Here is a 26932-nt window from a genome sequence, read left to right as displayed (position 1 = left end):
CTTCAGCCTGTACAAGCTTTAAGGCTTTAAGCTAAAAGCATTAACTAAGTTATAAAGTTAGCTACCGGAAAGACTTAAGACTGAGCAGGTATTGCAGTATCCTACTGTTTTACAAGAAGGTACAAAAGCAAAACTTCAAATACATTTACTCATAAAGGTATTAACCTGCGTATGAAGTATAGTGTAGTAGTTGCCGTAAATGTACTTTAGACTTGTACAGACATATTGCACTTATTACCACAGTTATTTGTTTTATCTCAAAAGATCTACTATGATAAAGGTATCACTAAAGGCAAAACAATATATAAAACAGCTTCTGGAAAAGGAGCAGAAAAGCCCGGGAACGTTTATAAGGGTTGGTGTTAACAGTGGAGGTTGCTCCGGCTTGGAATACCAACTGCAGTTTGACGCTGATAAAAAAGAGGGGGACGAGGTTTTTGAAGATAATGGCATTACTGTTGTGGTAGATAGAAAAAGCCTGTTATACCTGATCGGAACAGAACTAGATTACTCTGACGGGTTAAGCGGTAAAGGGCTGTTCTTTAACAATCCGAATGCCTCCAGAACATGTAGTTGTGGGGAAAGCTTTGCAGTATAACGATGTACAGCAAAGAACTAGTATAATAGAATTATGGCAAAAACGATAGATAGCAACGAAATAATCAATGATTTCGCCACTAGAGAGTACGAGCATGGCTTTGTCACTGATATAGAGATGGACATTGCCCCTGCCGGGCTTAGTGAAGAAATTGTCCGGTTCATTTCTGAAAAGAAAGATGAGCCGGAATGGCTGCTTGAATGGCGCTTGAGAGGATATAAAGCTTTTTTAAAGGATAAACTTCCGGAGTGGCAAAACTTTGAACTGCCCCCGATGGACTTCCAGGGCATATCCTACTACGCGGCTCCAAAGAACAAGAAAAAGTACAATAGCCTGGATGAAGTAGACCCGGAGTTGCTGGCAACTTTCGAGAAGCTGGGTATTCCGCTGAACGAGCAGAAGGTACTGGCAGGTGTAGCTGTAGATGCTGTTTTTGATAGTATATCGGTAGCCACTACTTATAAAGAGAAGCTCAAAGAGCTGGGAATTATTTTTTGTTCTATTGGCGAGGCTGTGCAGGAGCACCCTGAACTGGTACAAAAGTATCTGGGCTCTGTAGTGCCTCATTCTGATAATATTTTTGCGGCGCTTAATACCGCTGTTTTCTCGGATGGCTCTTTTGTATACATTCCGAAAGGTGTACGTTGCCCAATGGAGTTGTCAACCTATTTCAGGATAAACACCCAGGGCACAGGCCAGTTTGAACGTACTCTGATTATTGCCGACGAAGGAAGCTACGTAAGCTACTTAGAAGGCTGTACAGCACCAATGCGCGACGAAAATCAATTGCATGCAGCAGTTGTGGAGCTGATTGCACTGGATAATGCAGAGATTAAGTACTCTACTGTACAGAACTGGTATCCTGGCGATAAGAACGGCAAAGGCGGTATTTATAACTTTGTTACAAAACGTGGTGCCTGCCGGGGTGTTAACTCCAAAATTTCCTGGACACAGGTAGAAACAGGTTCTGCTATTACATGGAAATACCCAAGTGTGATTTTGCAGGGCGATAACTCCACTGGTGAGTTTTACTCTGTGGCTGTAACAGGTAACAAACAAATTGCCGACACAGGTACAAAAATGTATCACCTGGGCCGTAACACTAAGAGCAGAATAATCTCAAAAGGTATATCAGCAGGATACAGCAATAACAGTTATCGTGGCTTGGTACATGTAGGAGCCAAGGCCGACAATGCCCGTAACTTTACCCAATGCGACTCATTGCTGATCGGAGATAAGTGTGGTGCACATACGTTCCCCTACATCGAGACGAAGAACAACACAGCCATGGTAGAGCACGAAGCTACTACTTCCAAAATTGGTGAAGATCAAATCTTTTACCTTAACCAAAGAGGTATTGATTCTGAGAAAGCAGTAGCACTCATCATTAATGGCTATGCCAAGGAGGTGCTGAATCAGCTTCCGATGGAGTTTGCCGTAGAGGCACAGAAACTATTGTCTATCACGCTGGAAGGTAGTGTAGGTTAAACTTAAAAAAAGAAAAAGCATGCTGAGCATAAAAAATTTGCACGCAGAAATAGAAGAGAAGAAGATTCTGAAAGGAATCAGTTTAGATATAAAGCCTGGTGAGGTACATGCCATTATGGGCCCTAACGGCTCAGGCAAAAGTACCTTATCATCGGTACTGGCCGGCCGGGAGAATTATACGGTAACAGAAGGAGAAGTATTGTTTGAAGGAAAAGATCTGCTGGACATGGCGCCTGAAGTACGGGCCAGAGAAGGGCTGTTTCTGGCCTTCCAGTATCCGGTTGAAATTCCGGGCGTGTCTAACATCAACTTCCTGCGCACGGCACTAAACGAGATCAGAGAGTACAGAGGCCTTCCTGCTCTGGAGGCAAAGGAGTTCTTAAAACTCACTAAAGATAGACAAAAACTGGTTGAGTTTGATACAAAACTGATTAACCGGTCGTTGAATGAGGGTTTTTCTGGTGGTGAAAAGAAGCGGAACGAAATTCTGCAACTAGCCATGTTGGAGCCTAAGTTATCTATCCTGGATGAGACAGACTCAGGCCTGGACATTGATGCTCTGCGCATTGTATCGAATGGTGTAAACAAGTTACGAAACGAGCATAATGCCTTTGTCATTATTACGCACTATCAGCGCCTGCTGGAGTACATTGTGCCAGATTACGTACATGTACTGTACAATGGTCGCATCGTAAAATCAGGGACCAAAGAGCTGGCACTTGAGTTGGAGGAGAAAGGCTACGACTGGCTTAAAGAATCATATTCCGAAACAGAATCTGTAAAATAGAAGCATGGCAAAACAAGTATCAACACCATTATATCAGCAACTGCTGGATAGGTTTGATGGGGGATTAGCCATTGCCCAACAGGCAGAACCTGCTTTCCTAAAAAATGCAAGGCTACAGGCACAGGACAGTTTTCGGAACCTGGGCTTTCCGAGTACCAGAGTAGAAGACTGGAAATATACCAACATCGCTCCTTTCCTGAAAAACAACTATTCGCTGGACCATGAGCATGCGGTGCTACATGAGAACACGTTAGATGCGGCCATTATAGAAGGTTTAGATTGCTACAAACTTGTACTGCTGAACGGTAAGCTGATGGCAACAGGTTATAAAGAGCAACTTCCCTCTTTTATAAAAATACGCCCTATGGCAGAGGCAAAAGAAGAGGCTGGTTTTCAGAAATACTTTGGCAAGCAGATAGAGTTAGAAAAATACCATCTTGCTGCGCTGAACACTGCCTCTTTTTCAGATGGCTTCTTTATTGAGGTAAATGCCAACGCAAACCTCGATAAGCCGTTGCACATAGTACATACATTTTCAGCAGACAAGGACTTATTTGTACAGCCAAGACATCTGATTATAGCACATCGTGGTGCTTCTTTAGATGTTATTGAATCTGTTGTATCAGATAATAATGCTGCGAAAATGTTTGTAAACAGCCTTTCAGAAGTAGTGGTAGAGGAAAATGCAAATGTTAATCATTATGTACTGCAAACTGCTCAGGAAGGTCTGCGACTAATAAGTCATACCGAAGTTAGCCAGAAACGGGATAGTGTTTACAGTAACTATACCTTCTCGTTGCCATCGGCTGAACTGCTACGCAATAACCTGCACATAAACCTGGACAGTGAGCACACCGAAAGCCACCTGTATGGTTTATACCTGGGCGCTGATCATCAGCTTGTAGACAACCATACCTTCATGAATCATAGGCTGGCACATTGCGAAAGCAATGAGATTTATAAAGGCGTACTGCTGGAAAATGCCACCGGCGTTTTCAACGGTAAAGTGTACGTACACCAGGACGCACAGAAAACGAATGCTTTTCAGCAAAACAACAACCTGTTATTAAGCACGAAGGCTACTATTAATTCAAAACCGCAATTAGAAATTTTTGCAGATGATGTTAAATGTAGCCACGGCTCTACTATTGGGCAACTAAGCCAGGAGGCACTGTTTTACCTGCAGTCAAGAGGTATTAGTGAAGACTCAGCAAGAGCTTTATTGGTAACAGCCTTTGCCTTTGATGTAACAGAGAAAATTAAAATTCCTGAATTGGAAGTATATATTAACAAACTGATAAACCATCATATTCCTGCCAACCAGGAAATGATTAAAATATAAAGTACATGAGTGGTAATTCAACTATATCGACAGCCAGAAAACTGGACATTGAAAGGCTGAGAAGCGAGTTTCCGATACTGCAAACAACAGTATACGGAAAACCTCTGGTGTACCTCGATAATGCCGCTACCACTCAAAAACCAGCCTCGGTCATAAAAGTAATGAATGACTATTATACTGAGTATAATAGCAATATACACCGTGGCGTGCATTACCTGAGCCAGAAAGCTACGGCCGAGTATGAGATTGTGCGCAAGAAAGTACAGAACTTTATAAATGCAAAGCATCTGCATGAGGTAATCTTTACAAGGGGCACCACCGAAAGTATAAACCTGGTGGCGAGTTGCTTTGGTCGTAAGTTTCTGAAAGAGGGCGATAGTGTTATGATTACGGCTATGGAGCACCACTCTAATATTGTGCCCTGGCAAATGGCATGCGAAGAACACGGTGCAAAGCTAAAGGTGATCCCGATAAATGATAAGGGCGAACTGCTGATGGATGAGTTTGAGCAGTTGCTGGACGAGACGGTTAAGCTGATTTCAGTTACCTATGTTTCCAACACGCTTGGCACTGTAAACCCTGTAAAGAAAATTATTGAAGCAGCTCATAAACAAGGTGTAGCTGTTTTAGTAGATGCCGCACAGGCGATCCAGCATATTCCGGTTGATGTGCAGGAGCTTGATGCAGATTTCGTGGCTTTCTCAGGGCACAAGATGTATGGCCCGACAGGTGTGGGCATATTGTACGGCAAAGAAGAATGGCTAAACCAGATGCCTCCATACCAGGGTGGCGGCGACATGATTAAAACAGTAACATTCGAGAAGACTACTTACAACGACCTGCCACTGAAGTTTGAAGCGGGAACACCAAGCATAGCTGAAGGGATGGGCTTGGGTGCTGCTATTGACTATATGGAGCACCTGGGTGTTCATAATATTGCAGAGGCCGAAGGGCAACTTTTCTCTTATGCTATTGATGCCTTACAGGAAATTGATGAGATCCGGTTTATAGGAGAGGCAACGGAAAGAGCAGCTTCCATTTCGTTTTTAGTAGGTAAGGCTCATCCTTTTGATGTGGGGGAGATACTCGATAAATATGGCATTGCTGTACGCACGGGTCACCACTGTACTGAACCAATTATGAACTTCTTTGGCATACCTGGCACCGTCAGGGCTTCATTGTCCTTTTACAATACTACCGAAGAAATAGACAAACTGGTAACAGCCGTTAAAAAAGCTGTTACAATGTTAAGCTAAGAGAAATATCTTTCATGACGATAAAAGAGCAACAAGACCAGATAGTAGAAGATTTTGAACTGTTTGATGACTGGATGGACAAGTATGAATATATTATTCAGCTTGGGAAAGAACTGCCTCTGATCGACGAGAAATTTAAGACGGACGAGAATCTGATTAAAGGCTGTCAGTCTAAAGTGTGGCTGCACGCTGATTTTAAAGATGGGAAGCTCCATTTTACAGCTAATAGCGATGCCCTGATTACAAAGGGGCTGGTAAGTATGGTGATACAGGTACTGTCCGGGCAGACACCCAAAGACATTGCCGATGCCAATATTTATTTTATAGATGAGATTGGCTTGCAAAGCCACCTGTCTCCTACCCGCTCTAATGGCTTGCTGTCTATGCTGAAGCAGATCAAACTGTATGCGGTAGCTTACCAGGCAAAATCACTTCAACAGTAACGTGTAATTTTATGAACTCAGCAGCAATAAGGGATAAAGTTGAAGAAGCACTCAGAACAGTGCATGACCCGGAGATTCCGGTAAACATCTATGACCTCGGTCTAGTGTATGAGATAAAGGTAGAAGAGGGCAAAAATGTACGCGTAACTATGACTTTAACGGCTCCAGCCTGCCCTGTAGCTGACGACATTATGTTTGAGGTACAACAAAAACTGGAGGCTATTGAAGGAGTAGAAGATGCTTACGTAATGCTGACTTTCGACCCACCCTGGACCAGAGACATGATGAGTGAAGAAGCAAAGCTGGAGTTAGGCTTTCTGTAATATAGAAAAGTCTTATTCCAGCTTTAGCATTAAGCTTAACTTTAAGTAGAAAACCCTGTTCTTTTTTCAGATAGGAAATAGAACAGGGTTTTCTATTTAAAGCTTCAGCTTTACTACATTTTACAAGCAGCTCTACTGGCAGTGTAATTTCTCAATTAGTTTCATCATAAGCTGATCGATCTACTGGCTCAGACGAAAGGCCTGCTGCCTTGTACTAGCAATACTTACATCAACTAACGCACAAGCCTCATCCGTAGCCAAAGTTCTCTTTTTTTGTTCTACTCTTAAACCTCAGTCCATATGTAATGTCTAATGCAAAATCAAAATATGATTGCTTAACCATTTAAACATTAATATTTACAGTTATAACTTTAATTAGCAATTACAGTATACTCTCTGCAAAAAATACAATATTCTTAAAGTCCCTAACAAAACCAGCTAGTTTACCTCATGTCCATGTACCATATTATGTATGTCAGTAAGGCAACTGTACCTTTAGATGAAAACAAACTTAAGTCAATGCTTTCCTATTACCGTAAGAACACATCTTATTATAACATTACAGGTTTATTACTTTATGGTAAGGAACGCTACATTCAGGAAATCGAAGGAGAAAAAGAAAATGTCCATAAACTATTCGATAAAATAACGAAGGACTACCACCACCAAAACATTATAAAACTGGCTGATGGCGAGATCAAGGATAGGCTGTTCTCGGAGTGGTACATGGGCTTTGCAACAACATCAAAGGAAGAGTTTTCTCATTATCAAAACTATGTAGACCCAACAGAGGATGCTTTTTTCGGTTTCTTGCCAGAAAAGGATGAAGAATCAGTTGTAACAGTTCTGAAACACTTTGTTACACACAATATTCTTAATACTGACCTTATTTAAATAAACAGGTTTCAGCATAAATGAAGAGCGGTAGTAAAAGCCTCTACAGGTTTTACTACCGCTCTTCATGATCGTTCCAGAATGAACTAAGCTTATGAAGCTTTAAATTTCTCCAGATCATCCATATCTTCCTGTGAAAGCGCAATGGAAGCAGCTTTATAATTTTCCTCCAGGTGTTTTACTTTAGAAGTACCAGGAATAAGCAAAATATTCGGAGAGCGGTGCAAAAGCCAGCTTAAGGCAATCTGATGCACTGATGCATTATGCTTCTCCCCAATCTGCGTCAGTTTATCGAGTGCCTCCTGGTTATCTCCACCCAACGGAAACCAAGGTATGAAAGCCAGATTGTTCTGTTCGCAGTATTCCAGCTCGGCTTCCCATTTGCGGTTATCTACACTGTACATATTCTGCACTGAAACAACTTTCACGTATTCCTGAGCTTTCTTAATTTGCTCTACTGAGACTTCTGAAAGGCCTATATGCTTTATAAGCCCCTGCTCTTGTGCATTTTGTAAAAACTCAAGCGATTTTTCAAACGGCACTTCAGGGTCAACACGGTGTAGCTGATACAAATCAATTTTATCAAGCTTTAGGCGCTGCAAGCTCCCCTCCAGTGCTTCTTTTAAGTGATCAGGATGTGAGTTGACAGGCCACTCATTCGGCCCGGTGCGTAGTAAGCCACCTTTTGTAGCGATCATTAAATCTTTCGGATACGGGTGAAGTGCTTCTGCAATTAACTCCTCGGAAACGTTCGGGCCATAGCTATCAGCTGTATCTATAAAGTTGATACCCAATTCTAAAGCTCTCTTTAAAACGCGGATAGCTTCATCCCTGTCTTCAGGTGGCCCCCAGATGCCTTCGCCTGTAATACGCATGGCACCGTAACCCATTCTGTTTATCGTTAAATCTCCTCCCAGAGAGTAAGTTTGTTTCAATGTTGTGTTTGCCATAGTTGTTTTGTTCGGTTCTATTGGTGATTTTCCTTTTAAGTGCACGACTAGCAAATACTTCGATTTTGCAGAACAATACCCATCATATTGGAGAAAAATGTAATGTAGCTGCTAAACTGTTATGTATAAGGCTATTTTAGTCTGCTATTCTTTTCCTATTTCAGCTAGAAATTTTGGTTATCTGCTCCTGCAAACTTGTTAATCTTTCAAATCTCTCCCATATATGTAATATGTACAGCGGACTGAAAGAGTTATCCATATGTTTTACAAGGATTTCTAGTTTGCATCTTCACAAAGAGATTCTACTAGCGTGACATTCTATTCAACGCATTCAAGGTTCTAACGTTTCCAACAAATCATTTGTAGATTGATGGAACTTAGTTTAAAACAAACTTTTCTTTCACTACAAAACCTCTTATTTTAAAGTACTAATGTAAACAGGTAGCACAAAGAATGTGAAAGGCAAATGAGATATAAAGTTTAAGTCAGCGGCAAAAGCTACAGCTTAATTTCCAGAAGAAGAAAAGAGTATGACTCTAATGAATGTTGCCAAACCCTCTGTTTAGCCAACAGAAAATCGACAATTGTTAGCAGTAAACAGCTTTAAGACTAACCACATTAATACTTAAACACGACGGCCTCTCTGGCAGTTGCCAGAGAGGCCGTCGTGTTTGCCAGAAAAAATCTGACTGTCAGTGCTTTACTCCTACTTCGTCTTTACATTTTTGTATGTAACTGAAGCTTACTTGTATGTACCTCGACTTATGCTTAAGCTTGTTCTAACGCCCGTCTATTCATCTGCATAGCAGCATTTGTTTGCTGCGCCGCATATGCTTCTTTACCTAGTTTCCTGAGTATTCGGTAATGAGACTGGATAGCGGAAAAGAAAGTAGGGCATTCAATATAAGGTAAGTTAAATTCTTCAGCAGTTTGTCTCACAATTACAGAAATGGCTGGATAATGTATATGGCAGACCTTTGGGAAAAGGTGGTGTTCAATCTGCCTGTTCAGCCCTCCAAGAAAGAAACTTGCCACAGCACTTTTAGGAGCAAAATTGGCAGTTGTTCTCATTTGGTGCTCTGCCCATGCTTCCTCCACATTTCCTTGTTCATTAGGTACCGGAAAATCAGTACCTTCTACTACGTGAGCCAACTGGAACACTAAACCCATTACAACGCCTTCAGCCAAGTGCATAACCAGGAAGCCAATAGCTGCTTGCCACCATGTGAGGTTTAACACTAGTAAGGGTACTCCAATAAAAATAAAGTAGTGTAATATCTTATAAAAAAATAAATTAAAGTATTCTTGTTTTGGATGCTTAGCACTATGTTGCCCAATCTGTTTCTGAAAAAACTTTACATAATCCTTTCGAAGTACCCAGGAAAGAGAAGCAAGCCCATATAACCAGAAGGCATAAAGATGCTGATAACGCTGTATTTTATTTACCTTTTCACTTTCATCTAACCGAATCAGGCCTGGCGCAACTTCAATGTCCTCATCATGCCCTGGTATATTGGTAAAGGTATGGTGTACAATATTATGCGAAATATTCCACAAGTAAGGGTTGGCACCAATAAGGTAGAACAGGTAGCTAAGGCCTTTGTTTATCTTACTGTTTTTGGAAAAAGAACCGTGTATGGCATCGTGGCAAATGTTAAAACCGATAAAAGCAGCAAATGCACCAAGTACTAAAGCCATTCCAAGCATGGCCAAAGCACCGAACCACCCAGAAAGTATAAGCAAATACAGCGAGAAGAAGCCTGCTAAAAAGAATACCCCCTTTATCCACATCAATCTGTTTGCATTTTTGGATGCTTCTCTTTCTTTGAAGTAAGCATCAACTCTTTTGCGGGTAGTAGCAAAGAATGCTGACTTATTTGTGTTTATGAATTTTACTTTTTGTGACATATTAATTTTTTGACTGAGGTAAATAAACAATGGAAGAACTTCTTGATTTTGTAATTCCAGGGCCTCAATCACTGTAACAACATGAATCAGAAAATAAAAAAATAAAATTAAAGAACCTTCTTTTGCCAGAATGGAATGTGAGGGCGTACTCCGGTTAGGATAAAGTAGTTGATTTCTTCAAAGTTAAAAGAAATCACTCTGCGAATAAATTATAAAAGCCAGATTGCAGATTATTATATTGTTAAAGCTAAAAACATGCCAGTATAAATTTACTTTAAACACGTTGGTCATTCTGCTCACTGACCTCTTAATCAAATTAGTTTATAAGAAACAGAAAGGTATTTAATTTAACTTTCCCGCTTACCAGGCCAACAATAAGGCAGGGATCTCTTATTAAACATACCAATATACAATATAGTTTAAAAATAATGAAAAACTTAATTTCTACGCAGCTTTATTTGTATTCAGGAATATTCAAACCTATAACCTCATCAGGTAATATTTTTGTCTTAATATAATAAACGAGTCATAGCGCAAAATAGTATGCAGAGGCCTTTTACACCTCACTCTTCTCATACAAAAACAGCAAATGCCTTCCGGAACATATCTCCTAAATTGCTCCAATGGCTTTTACTATAGCTTTAATGTTTATCAGATTTTAACCGGAATTGTAAATTTTTTTTCGTATATTGTAAAAAATATTGAACATATATACCATATAAAATGTAGTGGGTATATAATAAACAACATAACATGAATAACGGAACAGTAAAATTCTTTAATGACCTGAAAGGGTTCGGGTTCATCAAAGAAACAAATTCAGATCAGGAGTACTTCGTACACGTATCTGGACTGGTACATGAGATCAGAGAAAACGACGAGGTAACTTTTGACCTGCAAGAAGGAAGAAAAGGCTTAAACGCAGTTAACGTAAAACGCGCTTAGTTACAATATACAAGTCGTTAATGACTTATATCATTAATAAAAAAGCCTTACAAGAGTAAGGCTTTTTTATTTACTTACAGGTGGACTTTTCTAAAATCCCCTGTTCCAGTTTCTATTATTATAAAATCTTCAGCTTACTTCAATGAATAGAAAATACCTAGTTGACACCATCACACGTGAGTACCTGTGCATAGCCCTAAAGAAGGGACAGGAATGGGTGCCAAATAACCAGGACTCTTTACAAAGCTTTATGAGTTCTCGTTCCAGCAATAGCACTGCTGAAGCAGAACTGTTATCAGGCGAATTTAATGACAATAACTTCTTTGAGAAGTGGATACGCAACGGCACAAATTTCTTATTCCGCTAATTATCATAAAAAAGCGAATAGTAAGCTTGAAAAATATAGTACTTAATAACATCAAAGACCAAGAACACATTTATGGGTAGATCACAAGAAACCTTCAGTAAAAAAGAAAAAGAAAAGAAGAAACTAAAGAAAAGACAGGACAAAGAGCAAAAGAAAGAAGACCGGAAAACTAATTCTAATAAGGGTAAGGGTATAGATGAAATGCTTGCCTATGTAGATGACGAAGGCAATATAACTTCTACTCCTCCGGATCCAACAAAGAAAAAGAAAGTAGTAAAGCAGGAAGACATACAAATTGGTGTTTCCAAGCAAGAGGAACTCAACCCGGCCGATTTGATCAGAAAAGGAACAGTGACTTTCTTTAATACGTCTAAAGGTTATGGTTTTATCAAAGACCACGAAACACAGGAAAGTATTTTCGTTCATCAGAACGAACTCGCAGGCCCGATAAAGGAAAACGATAAAGTCAATTTTGAAGTTGAAAAAGGACTGAAAGGCCTGAACGCTATAAATGTAAAAATCATTAGCTAAGATACAAGTGCGAGACTACCTGTTAAGTTTCAAAGAAGTAATAGGTATCCAACGTCTTTCTAGTAATAAGTACTGATGGTACTGATAAGCGTCATTGAAAGCGTTTATTAGTACCTTCTATAGCAAATAAACTGCGTAGAGGCGCTGATGATTTAGCAAATCAATTGTTTCCTTTAATTGAGACAAAGCAAAAGCTGATAGCAGCGATAGTTTACTTAGGACAGGCTTTCATACTGGCAAAAAGCACATCATAGGATTGAAGTCTGTAGGTCACACGGGCTTTTTTTCTGAAAAAGCCCTCATATCTATTCTTTCAGTTCGCTCAGCCTGATGGGGTATTAGTGCTCAACTTTAGTACCAGCACATGCAGTAGACTGGTTTCGATGATCTTTTATGAATTTGAATATCCTGCAAAATGTTCATTGCCTTTTCCAGGATATTCTTCCCTTTCGAATTGCCCCTCCTCCATTTCCTTCAGTTTCTTACTGTTCTTCGTTCTTCTGTCAAATTTGCAACCTGCGGAGGGTCACTAAGTGAGTTTTGCTTCCAGAGATATTTACTTATCCTATGTGATGGGTTTATCCCTAACTCCCCTGCCATCTTCCTTACAGCCCCTTTGGCATAATACTCTTTTGAAAAGACAAAATACGAGATCGCTCTTACTCATGAAGGCATATATTTTCAAGCTAAATCCCTCCAATTAAAGATAACAACTCTAAATATCAGAGCTAGTACATTTTATTGAAAAGGTTCTTTTGCAACTTGTGTAGAATTTTCCGATTTAAACTTCCGTCCCCAGTCAAAGTCTACTGCTTCCAAAAGAGAAACACGTTCTGAATCTAACCTTTCTCTTTCCTGTCGCATTCTGCTGACCCACTTGCCCAGCTTTGGATCCTTTCTCCATTTTACCGGCACACGTGCATGACCATATTCCTTTTTAAAAGCAACAAGTCTTTCATACATCACCTTCCACGGAAGCACTTTCCTTTGGCGCAAGGCCCAGTCGAAGCCGATCCTGTTCAGTAGCTCCACTTTTTGAGGTGTCAGTTCCTTCTTATTCTTTTTCACCCTATACACCCATGCCGCTAGTTGTGGGTTAGGAGCCCACCTGAAAGGTACACGCGTATGACCAAACTTCTTTTTATAATTAGCCAGGGCATCATACATCCTCATCCAGTAGCCCTCCTGCACACTCCATGGAAATCTAATTTCATTAAGCCTGTCGATGCGCTCCTGTGACAACTTACCCTGGTAAAAAAGGATGCGCTGCCAGCGTGTCCACCGCTGCAGTACCCGGTCTACCTTTAGAGAAACCTGACAGGTGCCATGCTCCTGCCTGTATGTCTTCAGCTTCTCAAAGCTGGCCTCCCACTGCGTGTCATAGACAGACTGCAGTTGGAGTTGCGTATCTTTGCTCCATACAAAATCCAACTCATCCAGCTTCTTCTTCTTTGCTGCCGAGAGCTTACCCTTTGCCTCCAGCCACCTTTGGGAAGCTACCCAAGTACCAAGCGACTTGTTCTCCTTATAATTGACAGGCACAAAACTGTGCCCATATCTTTTTCTGTAGGCAGACAGCTGTCGGTACTTATCCTCCCAGCTTCTCTTTTTGATTTCTTTAAAACTCCAGGTAAAGCCTATATCATTAAGACGCCTTTCCCGCTCTGCAGGCAAAAGGTTATTTGTCCTGGATGTCCTCTGTCGCTCTATCCAGCTTACCAGCTTCTCATATTTACCAGGCACCCTGTAATGGCCGTGTTTTTTGTGGAAGGAGACCAACTGCTGAAAAAAATCCTCCCACTGAGAATCATATTGCTCCTGAACATGCCAAACAAAGCCCAGGGTATTAAGCTTGCGCTCCCGATCCTGCCGCATCTTGTTTTGCGAGTGTGTTCTCCGCTGTACCCCTATCCAGTTGGCCAACTGCTTATCTTTTGCCCACTTCTGTGGCACTCTGCTATGGCCAAAGGTTTTATGGAAATCTTTTAGCCTGGAAAACATCAACTCCCACCGATGGTCTCTGCTGATGGGCATCTCCCAGTCAACTCCAAGGTCATCTAGTCGCTGAAACTGGCTTTCTGACAGGAGCCTTTTATTTAGTATTTGCCTGATCTGCCAGTCCTTTAGCTGTTCGTATTTTTGATCGTCAGGCAGATAAGCGTGCCCCTTTTCTTTTACAAAACTCGCCAGCTGCCTGTACATAGGCTCCCATGAGCTTGCATTATCTTCAAAGTTCAGATGAAGCGCTGCGAGTTTATCCTTCAGTTCACCAGGAAGCATGTACTTGATGCGCTGCTGGATTCCCACCCACTGCGCCAACTCCTCATCTATATAACCGGCACCGGAATCTTTCTGTTTATTGAAAGCCTCCAGCTTTTTGTAATTGCTATACCATTTGTCGAGGAACTCCCTGTTAAAAAGCCCTTGCTCTACTTCTTCCATAGCCTTCGTTATCATCATGCAAAACTAACGCTTGAATTGTCAAAAGTATATATAGTTCATATTATCTTATTTTCAACTTTAAGCGTCAACCCATTAAGGTGAAAAAAAGTAGAATTGTTCATAATTTTATAAAAAAGCTAAACATTACTACAGGTATATAGTTCTTTAGCTCTAGTACCTACAGAACTATGTGCAGATATATACAGAAGCTTTAAATCTACAGCTCCTGCACGTAGTTCTGCCGATATACCAGAGCCTTTAACCTCTATGATATACTCCCATAATTGTAGTTTTGTTGGTACAGTGCCCCGCCAGAAGAAGGTAGACTTAGCTACATTGCTAACTATTCATACAATCTCTCCTACAGGCCTTCCCTCTTTTTCTTATACTGTACCTCATTCATTTTAAGTACCACTACCCACTGAGGCATAAGCTACCCTGCTCAAGCCCATTACGAAGCGAACATAAATGCCTGGCAAGGCTTTTACTCCTTCAGATGGCCAGTCATATAATAATCCAGCACATAAAATTATTAAGAGATTATATTCACAAAGCGCTTTGGGGAGCGTTGCAATAGTACCTATATTCAAAGATATGGTGTAGCTTTTCTACAACACAAACTAACTCTATATCTGCTGTACCCTCCTCGTAAAACGCGAAGAACTTTAAACAATTGCTTAATTGATTAATATGCTTAAAGCCCATAATAAAGCAAAATATTACAAAAAAAGGAGTTTTTATAAAATATACTTAATTTAAAACACAATATAATATAAATTTCATAATTTAGATCATCAGAATGAATTTATGTGAAGCACACTGGCAAATTTCAGGGAAAGTAGCCTGCCCAGGTATTAAACTTGAGCGGAGCAAGGTAACAACTGTAACTTTAGACACATACTTTTAGGGGCAATCTTTACATAGAAGAACCTCCTTTACTGGTCTATAAGCTTTCATAAAATGACACGCAGGTTATTCTTTCGTTTTTTGTTTGATACATCTTGTGCGCTTTTGATCTTAGTTTAGTGGTAAAATTATTCCTTTTATGAAACACCTTTTAACGCTATTGTTAAGTATAGTCACTGTACTATCGGCCTCAGCCCAACAAACGCAAAAGCCTGTATTACACGGTAAAAACTGGATGGCTATCACCGGGAAACCCCTGGCTGCCACAGCAGGGGCCATGACCTTTCAAAAAGGAGGGAATGCTGTAGATGCTGCCTGTGCCATGCTGGCTGCGACCTGCACCATGTGGGACGTACTGAGTTGGGGAGGTGAAACCCAGGCATTGATTTATAATCCTAAAACAAAAAAAGTCATAGCTATTAACGCCATGGGCGTTGCTCCAACCGGAGCTACGGTTGACTTTTTTAAGAGCAAAGGTTTTAACTTTCCGCCCGCATACGGCCCGTTGGCAGCCACTACGCCCGGCACACCTGGCGGCCTGCTTTACATGCTGGCCAACTATGGCACTCTGAGCCTGGAGCAAGTGCTGGCACCCGCTATGGAGATGGCCGCTGGCTACCCTATGGAAGCACAAACCGCTAACAGCATTGAACGCGGCAAAGAACGAATTAAAGAATGGCCCTACAGCAAAAAAGTTTTTCTAACGCATCTTGGCGAAGATAGAGAAGCACCCGAAGCAGGTGAAATCTTTGTACAAAAGGACCTGCTGCAAACGCTAACCAAACTGGTAGAAGCAGAAAAAGCTGCTTTAAAAAAGGGAACAAGTCGTAAAGCAGCTATAATGGCCGCTTATGAACGTTTTTACACAGGCGATATTGCCAAAGAATTTGTACGCGGTAGCCAGGAACAAGGTGGGCTCATCACCATGCAGGACCTGGCTAAATGGAAGCCCCTTGAGGAAGAGCCTCTGCTGGTAAACTACAAAGGAATTGATGTATACAAATTGCAACAGTGGACTCAGGGTCCTGCTTTGCTGCAGGCACTGAACATACTTGAAAACTTCGACCTGAAAAGCATGGGCTATAACAGCTCAAAATATATTCACACTTTGTACCAGAGCATGAACCTTGCCTTTGCAGACCGGGACTTTTATTATGGCGACTCCTATTTTGCCCCTCAGGAACCCATGAAAGGTCTACTCAGCAAGGAATATGCGAAGCAACGGGCTACCCTAATTCAATACGATAAGAATAATCCAGATATTGGTCCGGGTGATCCCTACCCATTTGAGGGAAAAGTTAACCCTTATCTAAAACTCCTCAAAGAAAGGGGCTATGAGTTGGATACCACTAAACGGAACTTCGCTCCTACCCATGACATTAGGAACAGTTCATCAATGGTGGAGTACCAGGACAGGTTATGGAGAGGTACTACTACGGTAGAAGCAGCAGATAATGAAGGCTGGGTGGTGTCTATCACTCCCAGCGGTGGTTGGGTACCAGCCTGCATCGCCGGCAATACGGGTATAGGCATGAGCCAGCGTATGCAGAGCTTTGTTCTGGACCCTGAATTAAACCCTTTCAATGTGGTAGAGCCTGGCAAAAGACCAAGAGTAACCTTAACACCTTCCATGGCTTTGAAGGATGGCAAACCTTTTTTGTCCTTTGCCGTGCAGGGAGGCGACACGCAGGAACAGAACCTTCTGCAGTTCTTTCTTAATGTAGTAGAGTTTGGCATGAATGTGCAGCAGGCTGCCGAAGCTGCCAACATTAATACGAATCAGCTCTGGCTTTCATTAGGCGGCACTAAAACAGAGGACCGCCAGCCTAAACCAGGTCATATACTGTTGCATGACAGCACAGCGGAGGCCGTACGCAATGAGTTGAAAAAAATGGGATATACCTTAAGCTTTGACGATCGTACGAGTGGTCCTATCAATGCCATTTATTTTGATTGGGAACACGAAAGCCTCTGGGGAGGCTCCAGTAATCATGGGGAAGACTATGGGATAAGTTGGTGATAACCTTTAAGAGTTCAGAGGAACAGGTAACTCCGCACCAGCCACAGATTAAGTAGTAGCTAGGTTCTCAATTTACTCTTTGAGCCTGCTATAGCAAAAAGGCGCCTCATTCTGTATGGGGCGCCTTTTTGCTATAGCAGGCAAATTTTCCTATGGTTGCCTTAGCTGTTGAATACTCTATTGCTTGTTTATCCTGCCTTCTTCTTCTCCAGTTTAGAAATAAGCTCATCCAGAATCTCTTTGCTGTAGCCAATCTGGCGCGTATATTCCAGGCATAAGTTGTATTCCCTTTCTTCAACTTCGCCATCCTGTAACACCATCATCACCAATGCTTGCAATTCCAGGGTCTTTTGAAGCCCATCTTGTGGAATGATAAAAGAAAGCGACGAGAGGTTATCTGTTATAGGGAGTGTGTCCTCTTCCGATAAATCTAACTGCTGCCCTATCGAAAGAAGGAAGTCACTCTCCATCTCATCAATGTACCTGTCTGCTATCGCTACTAAAAGCATGTTCTGGAAAAAGGCTAACTTCTTCTCCTTCGTATCTAAAAAACTATCCAATGTTATACCCGCTGCCATTCTATTCTAAAATTTAAGTTTGTCCATCATTAACCCGCTAATTAAGCCTATTGTACTTTTAATGCACATCTGGGTTTATTGCGCAATGCTGTTTCATCACACGATATAAATAGTAATACGTACAAAAGCACGCTCAGCACATACAATTTTTGTAAACCCTACTCAGATTAGTGGAGAAGTACTTTAAAAGGTGTCTCAGGAGGATATTTTCTAAGGTCAAGGAAGAGCAGCTAACTTAATTATAAGTCCTGTACAAGAAAGCACCTTTAGTACTAGGTTACACATGTGGCAATTACCTGTTCCTTCATATCTTGCATTAAACACAGATACCTAATCTTTATTTAACGTAAATCTATACAATAAAATAAGGCAAATTATATTAAGGAACAGTTTTTGCCTTATGTATCCTAAATAGAACTACACAAAATACAATATTAATACAGCAAGATATGAACCGGATTAAATATAGATATTTACTATACTTTGTGCCCGCTTTACTGCTGGCATCTATGGCATTTATCAGCCCGCAGAACGACCTGCCCAAGAGGCTGGCATCTTACTTAAATACTTTCCGTTCTCAATATGCCCCAGAGAAGGTATATGTACAGACAGATAAGCCTTATTATGCGCCTGGGCAGGCTATATGGCTGAAGGGTTATGTAGTGGATGCCGCTACGTTACGTCCTTCAGCTAAAAGCAGTGTGCTTTACGTTGATTTGCTTGATGCAGACAATAAACCTGTTCACCGCCTGACGCTCAAAGCAGCAAATGGAAAAGCAATAGGTGACATGATATTGCCGGACAGCTTACCGGAAGGCACTTACAGGCTTTCAGCCTATACCCAATGGATGCGCAATTTCGGTGAAAGCTCCTTCTTCAACAAACCTGTAAACGTATTTGGGCCCGGCAAGAACAGTACAAAGCAAGCAGCCGCAGCCGTTTCACAGGACATAGATTTTCAGCTTTTCCCAGAAGGAGGCGATATGGTACAGGGGCTTCTGAGCCGAGTAGCCTTCAAAGCAACAGGGCCGGGAGGAAATGGAGTAACCGTTTCAGGTAGCGTTTTAGATGATCAGGGCCGGGAAATTTTAGATTTCAGGGACACGCACCTTGGTATGGGTGCCTTCGAACTGCAGCCTCAGGAGGGACGCGCCTATGTAGCCAGAATAAAAACCAAGAATGGCAAAACCCTGGAATACGCCTTACCAGCAGCTAAGGCAAAAGGATATGTCCTGCGGATAGATGAAGCAGCCGACGAAAAGAGCTTTCACGTTATGGTGTCGGGTAATGTAAACAATCAGGAGCCTTTAGTGCTAACCGGCATCAGCCAGGACGCATTACAATACTCCCAGACCATTACCCTACAGCCGGGGCAAGCATATCGCCAGGAAATACTCACATCACAGTTTCCAACTGGTATTACCCGTTTTAACTTAGCTCGCACAAATGGAGAACCACTAGCCGAACGTCTGGTATTCGTGAATCATCATGATAATCTTGATGTGACGCTAACTGCAAACAAAGCAACATTCGAAGGAAGAGAACAAGTAACATTGCAGCTACAAGCTAAAGGCAAGGACGGCAAACCTGTAGCTACTGATTTTTCCCTGGCCGTCACAGATACTGAGTTGGTAAAGCAAAATGAAAATGGGCCCGGTATTAAGAGCTACTTGCTGCTGACATCCGACCTGCGTGGTCGTGTGGAACAGCCTGGTTATTATTTTGAAAGTAGTAATCCACAAAGGAAAGAAGCACTGCAATATCTGCTCATGACACAGGGCTGGCGCCGCTTTAGCTGGGAAGAAGCTGTAACAGGCACTTTTCCTGCATTACAGTATCCAAGTGAACATGATCTCACAATTAGCGGGCAATTATTAACTGATAAAGGTAAACCTGTTGCAGACGGAGAAGCTCTATTGTACCTGCAGGGGCAGCATCAGGCTTTTATTACCACAAAAACTAATCGTGAGGGAGCGTTTGCCTTCAGGGGCTTTGATTTTACAGGCGATGTGAATATGGTCGTACAGGGAACTGATGCCAGAGGAAGACGTAAGCACCTGCAGGTTGTAATAGATGAAAACGACTTCATACCACAAGCACCTGCTACTTTTGCACCACAGGCAGATGGCCTTTTAGCTGCCATCAAGCAAAAGTATGTAGAGGCCAATAATCAGCAAATTGCTTCGGTAACAGATATCAACCAAACCTACACCCTAAAAGGTATTCTTCTTCCTGAAATTGACATTCAGGGGGAAGAAGATGTTTACGTGCCGTTTAAGCTACACCAGAAAGCGGATGTTGTCTTAATCGGTAAAGAACTGCCTGTTGCACCATCCGGCAATATCCTGGAAAGCCTTCAGGGACGGGTAGCAGGCTTACAGGTTTTTCGCTCTGGACCAAACCAGTTCCGTGCCAGCATTCGGGGGCAACAGGCGCCACCACTATATCTGATAGATGGTATTCCTGTTTCAGAAGCTTCCCTTACAAGCCTGAGTCAGTTCGATATCAGCCGGATTGAAGTGTTGAAGAGTAGTGCCAGTGCCGGTATTTATGGCGGGCGGGCCTCCGGAGGAGTGATTGCCTTCTTCACTAATCGTGGCGGCGGGGAGGAAGTGGAAGTAGAGCCCGGTACTTACATTATTGTTCACCAAGCCAAAGGCTATAGCAAAGTGAGAGAATTTTATAGCCCTCGCTACGATGAGCAAAATTCAGCTAGTGATGCACCAGACCTGAGAACCACCCTCTATTGGACCCCAAGTGTAAGAACAGATGCAAACGGAAAGGCAACAGTAACTTTTTATACTGCAGACCGCAATACCACTTATAGAGTTATTGCAGAAGGAATTTCAGATGAGGGCAAACCTGGCAGAGGAACCTTAACCTTTGACGTTGATAGTAAAAAACTAAATCGATAACACTACAGATAAAAAGAAAGCCAGTCGTTATAAGAGCAATTGGCTTTCTTTTTATCTGTCTTCAATACTTATTTACAAAAAGAGCTTTTCACTCACCATTATGTAGCTTCGATATGTACCAATTTCAGAGTAGCTTCACCGTTTTTAGCTCAAGGTTAGCTCTTACTAAAAAGGCTGAAATTGTTCGGAGACAAAACTTCAAAAAGCTCCTGTAAACCTTAAGTTACCGTTAGAGTAAAACACAGTAGTATGCTGTCTTGCTACTTAATTATAAACATTGCAGCCGGTTGAGTGATTTAGTATTGTAATCATATAAATGTAAGACTTCATGCGCAAAAAAATAATTGATAAGGAACTTAAGGAGGCACCTGCTGGTCAGCAAAGCTGGCTGGATCTAGAGCATCTGGCTCAGATTGAATTTACATCTGAAGCGAAGGCGCATCCCATTGAGTCAGCTTTAGTATCCAATAATGGTGCAGGTTGGATAGCGGCACAGCCCGGAGAGCAGACAATCCGAATTGTGTTTGATGAACCACACCAGATCAGGCGGATTCAGCTTGTGTTTCATGAAAAAGAGGTAGAGCGAACCCAGGAGTTCCTGTTGCGCTGGCTACCCGCTGGCGACCAATCTTACCAGAAGATCGTACGACAGCAATATACCTTTAGTCCTCCGCATACTGTAGAGGAGTTGGAAGAGTATGCTGTTAAAATTAATGCAGTGAGCATAATAGAGCTTATCATTGTTCCAGATGTAAGTGGCAGAGAAGTATATGCCTCGCTTACACAGTTCCGATTAAGTTCATAAAGAAAGAGTTGAAAGCGAGCCCCCTGCTCCAGCACTACATGCAGGTAGAACAAAGGCGAGTGTGTCCTTACTCCATTTTTCAACCCAAAGGCCTCTCCCGCTATTAGTCACATCCACACCCCGGTATCTGTAAAGACAGGTAGCTGCTGAGGTTGATAATTATCAAAGGAAGGCGCGACCTCCTCATCTTTTCCGGCAGGGCCACCCAAGTCTGAATCATTTCCATGGTTCCACCTGCCAGGGCGGCAGGCTCTTCAAACCTTTCAGAGTGGGCAATTCCGCTTCCGGCCGTCATCCAGTTTACCTCTCCCGAACGGATCACCTGCTCCACCCCCAGCGTATCGCGGTGGGTGACCTGCCCTACGAACAAATAACTGACAGTAGACAAGCCTACGTGCGGGTGAGGCAGCACATCCATAGAAGTGACTAATTGAGGCTGCAAATCCACCAGGCCTGCATGGTCCATAAATATGAAGGGGCCTACCATCCGGCGCAAGCGAAAAGGAAGAATCCGGCGCACATCCATCCTTGGTGCCAGGGATGCTTTACGAGCTTCTATGACTACATCCAACATAACAACCTTATATTGTTCTCTTCTTATAAAAGACGTAAAAGCTAATTGGCAAGAATGCTAATGAGAATCAAATAATATAGCCATTATATACGCTCTTCAGTATTTTTTCAACCGTCTTTCTCTTATTAGTTTTCCTGGTATTAATGATCTCACTGATCCAGAATACAATCATGGCAATCACAGCTCCAAGAAGGGTGTCAACAGCCCTCTCTCGAACGGAGAAAGCAAGGTTACTTGATTGCTTTGTTGCCGTAGAGATAGTTAGTGCCAGCGGCGTGATAAAAACAAGGGCCAACCCATAATTCTTTGCGACAACCACTTCAAGAGCAAATTGCAGAAACATAATAAGGGCCACGAGCCACATGCCAGTGGGTTCAGCTTCTGCCAGAAAGTTGAAAAATAAGATGCCCACTATAGTGCCCATTACCCGATGAAATGCCCGTACGGTGGTATGTCTCCTGTTGTGACTCACCTGCAAAACGGCGACAGCGGGAATAACAATCCAGTAGGAGCGCGTGGCACCGAACACTATCCCTGCCAGACCTGCAACCGCTACCCCCGCGATAACCTTCAATGTGATAAAGACAGTTTCCCTGTTAAGCTTGACACGGATAAGTGAATCAGGATGATGAGCCGGGATATTCTTATGCCTCCGCCCAAATGGCAGCACAAGCGAAACAAGCACAACCAAGTAAGCCAGAATTGCCCCCGTAGCGACTAGCATAGGGATAGTAGCCACACCTAATGCCATTCCCCTTTGGTGGCTATTGACTGCTATGTGGCCACTTACCGAGTACACCAGGACAAACATCAACGAGCCAGGAGGACCTAACCCTGCTCCCAGCGTGAGGAGACAGGCAAGTGCAGCTACCCCTAAAAGACAAACCAGGCTTACCCACACATTCACCGAGCACAGCACTCCCAGCACAGATACAAGCACTAAGCCAATCGCTATCAGCGGAAGGATTCGCATACGTTCTTTCCGTGGCAAAGAAACACAATAAAGCGCGGTAAAGCCGCCTAGCGAGGCAATAAGTCCCAGCGACTGGTAACACAGGCCTATCGGCAAGCCCATAGCTATGCCCGCTTGAACGCCGACAGACCACCTCCACGGGCCTTCATTCAGCGTAACTAAACTCTTGAGCGCCCTCCCAGACTTTTCTTTTATCATCATCACATCTAAATGTATCAGGTTCAGCTCAAAGACAGGGTACCTACATACGTGTAAACCGGGAGAAACAATTAAAGGGAAGCATGTAGGTTCATTCAGAAACTCAAAGAACAGTTTCACCGCCTGAGAAGATGTATAGAGTACTGAAGGCAGCAACAACTGGTTCTACTATGGCTGAAGCAGGATCTTTACTTCTGTTAATTACTGCATCTATCCTTCTCTTCAGCAATATGTGATTCACAGGATACTAATTATTTTATACTAAAGTAATAAATGCAATTACACAACATGATGTAGTAAGTATAATGACATAACCTCTTTACTCCTTTATAAAAAAACCTTCCATTCATGACTATTAATTCCATTGACAGATGCTGAATACCATATTGCCTATGAAGGAAAACTCTGAACTACACATCTCAAACTCTAAAACAAAAAAGCCTCAAAATGCTACTGATTAGCTATTTGAGGCTTTTATTTGCAGAGAGTGAGGGATTCGAACCCCCGGACCTGTTACAGTCAACGGTTTTCAAGACCGCCGCGTTCGACCACTCCGCCAACTCTCTAACGATTTCGGATACAAAAGTATAGGCTTGTACTGAATTATCAAAGTGATACAGCAAAAAAAATATTTATTTTAAGAATAAAAGCACACAACTAACTGATCCTCAAAATAAAATAATTATTCCAGCCTTACAAAAACATTGGCATTCACGCGCTGTACATAATAACTGCTTTTAAGCACTCTAATTCTTCAAAAGCTACTTTAATCTGCGTGTTCTTCCCTTTTAGAGTATACGTCATGTCTTTAGGTTTAATAAGCTGCTGTTGTTTAGCTTTTTTATGATAAGGAGCAGAGCTACCTTCATTGTCTCCTGCTCAAACTGAAAACTTTGTTTTCAGTTTTGCTGTCTAAAGAAACAAAAGGCACCGCACTAAGTTTATACTCACTTCTGTTAAAATTAACATTAACTGACTTTAAGCTAACCTGTACTGCATAACGGTACCTGCGAGTGTGCCTGCAACGCTTTTAACAACAGGTATCAGAGATGTAGTAAACTTTGCCTAATGTATTACCGGGATTGAACACTTAAAAGACAGCCTTATGCCCAGTCTTTTCATCACCTTTAGTTTTGTTGCGCATGATGCGCTTAGTTACAGCATCCATACTCACATTTATTTCAAAGCCTAATATCAAAATCATACATATAAAATCGAGCCAGATCATCAGGCCTATCAGAGCGCCAATGGAGCCATAAAACTTATTATAGGTGTCAAAGGCGCTGATGTAAAGCGAGAAAATCATTGATACGACAAAAATCAATCCTGTAGCCACGACAGATCCTGCCGAAAAAAAAGGCCATTTATCTTCCACAGCAGGCACATAGTAATAAATAAGAGAGGTAGCCAGCAGGAAAAGCAGTATAACGGCCACATACTTTAATATGGTAACAAGAGTATACGTGTAGCTTTCCGTTACAACTTCATAAAACACCAGCACGTCCAGCATCCATTGCCCGAAGAAAATCATAGCAACGGCAAAAAATAATATAAATGACAATGCCGCTGTCAGCACAGTAGCTATAATCCGCTTCTTTAAATAGCTCCGCTTGTAGAATGTCTGATATTTTTTATCAAAGGCATCCATCAGCGACATAATACCATTGGTAGAGAGAATGAGCGCAAACAGAAAACCAAAAGACAACAAGCCTCCCCGTGGCGTATTAATAACGTCCTCAATAGTCGTGAAGGCTACCGAATACATTTCCTCAGGCAGGAAGTCTGTCAGGAAATTAAGAATACTTTGCCCAAGGTCTAGCGAGAACACGCTGGGAATAAAAGGGATGAGGGTAAAAATAAAGATGATAGTTGGAAATACAGCCAGCGTAAAGTTGAAGGCCATATACGAGGCACGATTAGTAACAGAGTCCTGCATTAGCTCTGCTATAAGTACATCAACCACATCGTAAAGCGACGACTGCCCGTTGTTAAAACGTACCCTCTTCAGGAACACAATCAGCTTCCGGTAGGCTCTTCGGCGCTTAAGATATTCCTTGTTAAACTTCATTCGCTAAAATATGCGTCCAACTTCTCATGAATAAGCTCCGGCACGGCTGTTGGCCTGCCGGATTTCATATCTACAAAAACCATGGTGGTTTCACCTATATTCAGGAGCGTCTGTTCTTCATTATACACCTCGTACTCAAACAGTATCCGAGATCCATTTGGCTTTTTCTTAAGCAACAGCTTTATCGTAAGCAAGTCATCGTACTTAGCCGGGCGAATGTACTTACACTTCAACTCCAGCACAGGCATCATGGTGCCTGTTTCCTCCATCTCTTTGTAATGTATCCCAAGTTTCCTGAAGACTTCGGTACGCGCCACCTCATAATAAGCTGCATAATTGCCATAGTATACATAGCCCATCTGGTCTGTTTCGGCATATCTTACGCGTATTTGCACTTCTGATTCAAACACTGCTTTTTAGTTTTTAAGGTTGATATGTAGCGAAAGTATAAAAAAAGAGCCTGCAACGCTAATATAAACGCAGCAGGCTCTCCTTCTGTCTTTTCCTTACTTCAGTATATTACGTTCTGTGAGCGCCCGCTGGTAACGACGCGCATTAGCTAAATGCTCTGCCTGTGTTACAGCAAAGCTATGGTAGCCTGAAAAGTCTTCTTTTGCACAGAAATAAATGTAATTATGCTTTTCCGGATTCAGTACGGCATCAATACTGGAAATGGCGGGAACATTAATAGGACCAGGAGGTAACCCTTTATACATGTATGTATTATATGGTGAATCATGCTGCAAATGCACATTCAGTACCCGACGTATCGTAAAATCGCCCACACCAAAAACCACTGTTGGGTCAGCCTGTAGCAACATGCCTCTGTTAAGGCGGTTAAGGTATACCCCCGCCACCCTTGGTTTCTCGTCATTCTTTATAGTTTCAGCCTGCACAATAGAGGCTAGTGTGGACACCTCCTTTGGAGTAAGCCCCAGTTCCTCTGCTTTGGCTTTACGATCGGCCGTCCAGAATTTATTATACTCCGTCTTCATACGCTCCATAAGCTCTCTGGCTGTAGTGGTCCAGTACACCTCATAAGTGTTAGGCACGAACATACTCACTACAGTTGTGGTGTCGAAGCCTAAGGTTTGCAGGTATTCCTGGTCATTCAGCAACTGGTCAATTTCTGTCGCACTCGGTTCAACCTCTATTGCTAGTTTATCCGCCAACTGGCTACGCAGGCGAATATTGTTGAAAGTAAGCTTTACAGGGTTCTGATCTCCTAACCGAAGCTTGCCTATCAACTGGCGGTTTCCCCAGCCATTCTCTATTTTATAACGCCCCGGCTTTACCGATTTATCATAGTCCATAAGCTTTGCCATAAAGCGCAGCGACAGCTTATCAATAATAGTACCTGTTGCCTCCACAGAATCCAAAGCCTGTTCATAGGTGGCACCAGTCGGAATATACACATAAGTGTCCTGATCTTTTGTGTCTACATTAGCTGTGTACACAATCTGATAGCCATAATATGAGAAGCTAACAAACAGGAACAAGAACAATGCTGTCAGCATCGGAACCAGCATGCTCTTCTCTTTTCTCTTTCTTTTGATAGTAGTGACTTTCTTAGCCATAATATTGGTAAAGGTGCGATGTGTGGTGTTAGTTCCGCTACCGC

22 protein-coding genes, 1 tRNA gene and 1 pseudogene are annotated in these 26932 nt (G+C 42.2%); 14 read left to right on the top strand and 10 right to left on the bottom strand.

What is annotated here, in order from left to right; all coding sequences use genetic code 11:
- Nucleotides 1-271: 271 nt before the first annotated feature.
- From LN995_RS17145 to LN995_RS17110, 8 genes are all read left to right on the top strand, one after another.
- Nucleotides 272-598: a HesB/IscA family protein gene (locus tag LN995_RS17145; protein ID WP_229962312.1), complete on the top strand. Its 327-nt coding sequence runs from the start codon at nucleotides 272-274 to the stop codon at nucleotides 596-598.
- Between the two features lie 33 nt (nucleotides 599-631).
- Complete coding sequence (gene sufB / locus LN995_RS17140; RefSeq protein WP_229962311.1) at nucleotides 632-2086, top strand: Fe-S cluster assembly protein SufB; 1455 nt, start codon at nucleotides 632-634, stop codon at nucleotides 2084-2086.
- Between the two features lie 19 nt (nucleotides 2087-2105).
- Complete coding sequence (sufC, locus tag LN995_RS17135; protein ID WP_229962310.1) at nucleotides 2106-2873, top strand: Fe-S cluster assembly ATPase SufC; 768 nt, start codon at nucleotides 2106-2108, stop codon at nucleotides 2871-2873.
- Between the two features lie 4 nt (nucleotides 2874-2877).
- Nucleotides 2878-4215 (top strand): Fe-S cluster assembly protein SufD, encoded by a 1338-nt coding sequence (gene sufD / locus LN995_RS17130; protein ID WP_229962309.1) that lies wholly within the window; start codon nucleotides 2878-2880, stop codon nucleotides 4213-4215.
- A 5-nt stretch (nucleotides 4216-4220) separates the two neighbouring features.
- On the top strand, nucleotides 4221-5471 hold the full coding sequence (locus LN995_RS17125; RefSeq protein ID WP_229962308.1) for an aminotransferase class V-fold PLP-dependent enzyme: 1251 nt from the start codon (nucleotides 4221-4223) through the stop codon (nucleotides 5469-5471).
- A gap of 14 nt (nucleotides 5472-5485) precedes the next feature.
- A complete protein-coding gene (locus LN995_RS17120) occupies nucleotides 5486-5914 on the top strand; it encodes a SufE family protein (protein WP_229962307.1) in 429 nt (142 codons plus the stop codon).
- Between the two features lie 11 nt (nucleotides 5915-5925).
- Complete coding sequence (locus LN995_RS17115; protein ID WP_229962306.1) at nucleotides 5926-6237, top strand: metal-sulfur cluster assembly factor; 312 nt, start codon at nucleotides 5926-5928, stop codon at nucleotides 6235-6237.
- 450 nt (nucleotides 6238-6687) lie between these two features.
- On the top strand, nucleotides 6688-7131 hold the full coding sequence (locus LN995_RS17110) for a BLUF domain-containing protein (protein WP_229962305.1): 444 nt from the start codon (nucleotides 6688-6690) through the stop codon (nucleotides 7129-7131).
- A gap of 92 nt (nucleotides 7132-7223) precedes the next feature.
- Here the strand turns inward: LN995_RS17110 and LN995_RS17105 are convergent, their stop codons facing one another.
- Both LN995_RS17105 and LN995_RS17100 read right to left on the bottom strand, forming a co-directional pair.
- Nucleotides 7224-8081, bottom strand: a complete 858-nt coding sequence (locus LN995_RS17105) for an aldo/keto reductase (RefSeq protein ID WP_229962304.1) — start codon at nucleotides 8079-8081, stop codon at nucleotides 7224-7226.
- Nucleotides 8082-8849: 768 nt separating this feature from the next.
- Nucleotides 8850-9989 (bottom strand): fatty acid desaturase family protein, encoded by a 1140-nt coding sequence (locus tag LN995_RS17100; RefSeq protein ID WP_229962303.1) that lies wholly within the window; start codon nucleotides 9987-9989, stop codon nucleotides 8850-8852.
- A 753-nt stretch (nucleotides 9990-10742) separates the two neighbouring features.
- Between LN995_RS17100 and LN995_RS17095 the strand changes: the two genes are divergently transcribed.
- From LN995_RS17095 to LN995_RS17085, 3 genes are all read left to right on the top strand, one after another.
- Nucleotides 10743-10934 carry a cold-shock protein gene (locus LN995_RS17095; RefSeq protein ID WP_229962302.1) on the top strand — a complete coding sequence of 64 codons (192 nt, stop codon included), beginning with the start codon at nucleotides 10743-10745 and terminating at the stop codon, nucleotides 10932-10934.
- A gap of 142 nt (nucleotides 10935-11076) precedes the next feature.
- Entirely contained in the window at nucleotides 11077-11301 is a 225-nt protein-coding gene (locus tag LN995_RS17090) for a hypothetical protein (protein WP_229962301.1), read from the top strand.
- A 72-nt stretch (nucleotides 11302-11373) separates the two neighbouring features.
- Entirely contained in the window at nucleotides 11374-11832 is a 459-nt protein-coding gene (locus tag LN995_RS17085; RefSeq protein WP_229962300.1) for a cold-shock protein, read from the top strand.
- 738 nt (nucleotides 11833-12570) lie between these two features.
- Here LN995_RS17085 and LN995_RS17080 read toward each other — a convergent pair.
- The gene (locus LN995_RS17080) at nucleotides 12571-14292 is read right to left on the bottom strand and encodes a helicase associated domain-containing protein (RefSeq protein WP_229962299.1); all 1722 of its coding nucleotides are present in this window, start codon (nucleotides 14290-14292) and stop codon (nucleotides 12571-12573) included.
- A 1027-nt stretch (nucleotides 14293-15319) separates the two neighbouring features.
- Between LN995_RS17080 and LN995_RS17075 the strand changes: the two genes are divergently transcribed.
- Entirely contained in the window at nucleotides 15320-17200 is a 1881-nt protein-coding gene (locus LN995_RS17075) for a gamma-glutamyltransferase family protein (protein WP_229962298.1), read from the top strand.
- Between the two features lie 188 nt (nucleotides 17201-17388).
- Here LN995_RS17075 and LN995_RS17070 read toward each other — a convergent pair whose 3' ends face one another.
- Nucleotides 17389-17778: a hypothetical protein gene (locus LN995_RS17070; RefSeq protein WP_229962297.1), complete on the bottom strand. Its 390-nt coding sequence runs from the start codon at nucleotides 17776-17778 to the stop codon at nucleotides 17389-17391.
- Nucleotides 17779-18227: 449 nt separating this feature from the next.
- Between LN995_RS17070 and LN995_RS17065 the strand changes: the two genes are divergently transcribed.
- Entirely contained in the window at nucleotides 18228-20693 is a 2466-nt protein-coding gene (locus LN995_RS17065; protein ID WP_229962296.1) for a TonB-dependent receptor plug domain-containing protein, read from the top strand.
- Between the two features lie 328 nt (nucleotides 20694-21021).
- Nucleotides 21022-21498 carry a hypothetical protein gene (locus tag LN995_RS17060; protein ID WP_229962356.1) on the top strand — a complete coding sequence of 159 codons (477 nt, stop codon included), beginning with the start codon at nucleotides 21022-21024 and terminating at the stop codon, nucleotides 21496-21498.
- A 5-nt stretch (nucleotides 21499-21503) separates the two neighbouring features.
- Here the strand turns inward: LN995_RS17060 and LN995_RS17055 are convergent.
- The 6 genes and pseudogenes from LN995_RS17055 to mltG form a co-directional block, all read right to left on the bottom strand.
- Nucleotides 21504-22072, bottom strand: a pseudogene (locus LN995_RS17055) (pirin family protein); the annotation flags it as partial.
- Between the two features lie 67 nt (nucleotides 22073-22139).
- A complete protein-coding gene (locus LN995_RS17050) occupies nucleotides 22140-23363 on the bottom strand; it encodes an FUSC family protein (RefSeq protein WP_229962295.1) in 1224 nt (407 codons plus the stop codon).
- 361 nt (nucleotides 23364-23724) lie between these two features.
- Nucleotides 23725-23809, bottom strand: a tRNA-Ser gene (locus tag LN995_RS17045).
- A gap of 524 nt (nucleotides 23810-24333) precedes the next feature.
- Complete coding sequence (locus LN995_RS17040) at nucleotides 24334-25311, bottom strand: YihY/virulence factor BrkB family protein (protein WP_229962294.1); 978 nt, start codon at nucleotides 25309-25311, stop codon at nucleotides 24334-24336.
- Entirely contained in the window at nucleotides 25308-25721 is a 414-nt protein-coding gene (locus tag LN995_RS17035; protein WP_229962293.1) for an acyl-CoA thioesterase, read from the bottom strand. The genes LN995_RS17040 and LN995_RS17035 overlap by 4 nt, the downstream gene beginning before the upstream one ends.
- A 96-nt stretch (nucleotides 25722-25817) precedes the next feature.
- Nucleotides 25818-26840 carry an endolytic transglycosylase MltG gene (mltG, locus tag LN995_RS17030; protein ID WP_377468824.1) on the bottom strand — a complete coding sequence of 341 codons (1023 nt, stop codon included), beginning with the start codon at nucleotides 26838-26840 and terminating at the stop codon, nucleotides 25818-25820.
- Nucleotides 26841-26932 lie beyond the last annotated feature (92 nt).

Source organism: Pontibacter silvestris, from assembly GCF_020907275.1.
In the GTDB taxonomy this organism is placed as follows: Bacteria; Bacteroidota; Bacteroidia; order Cytophagales; family Hymenobacteraceae; genus Pontibacter; species Pontibacter silvestris.
The sequence above is the reverse complement of the archived record's forward strand: the minus strand, read 5'-3'. Positions and strand labels throughout refer to the sequence as shown.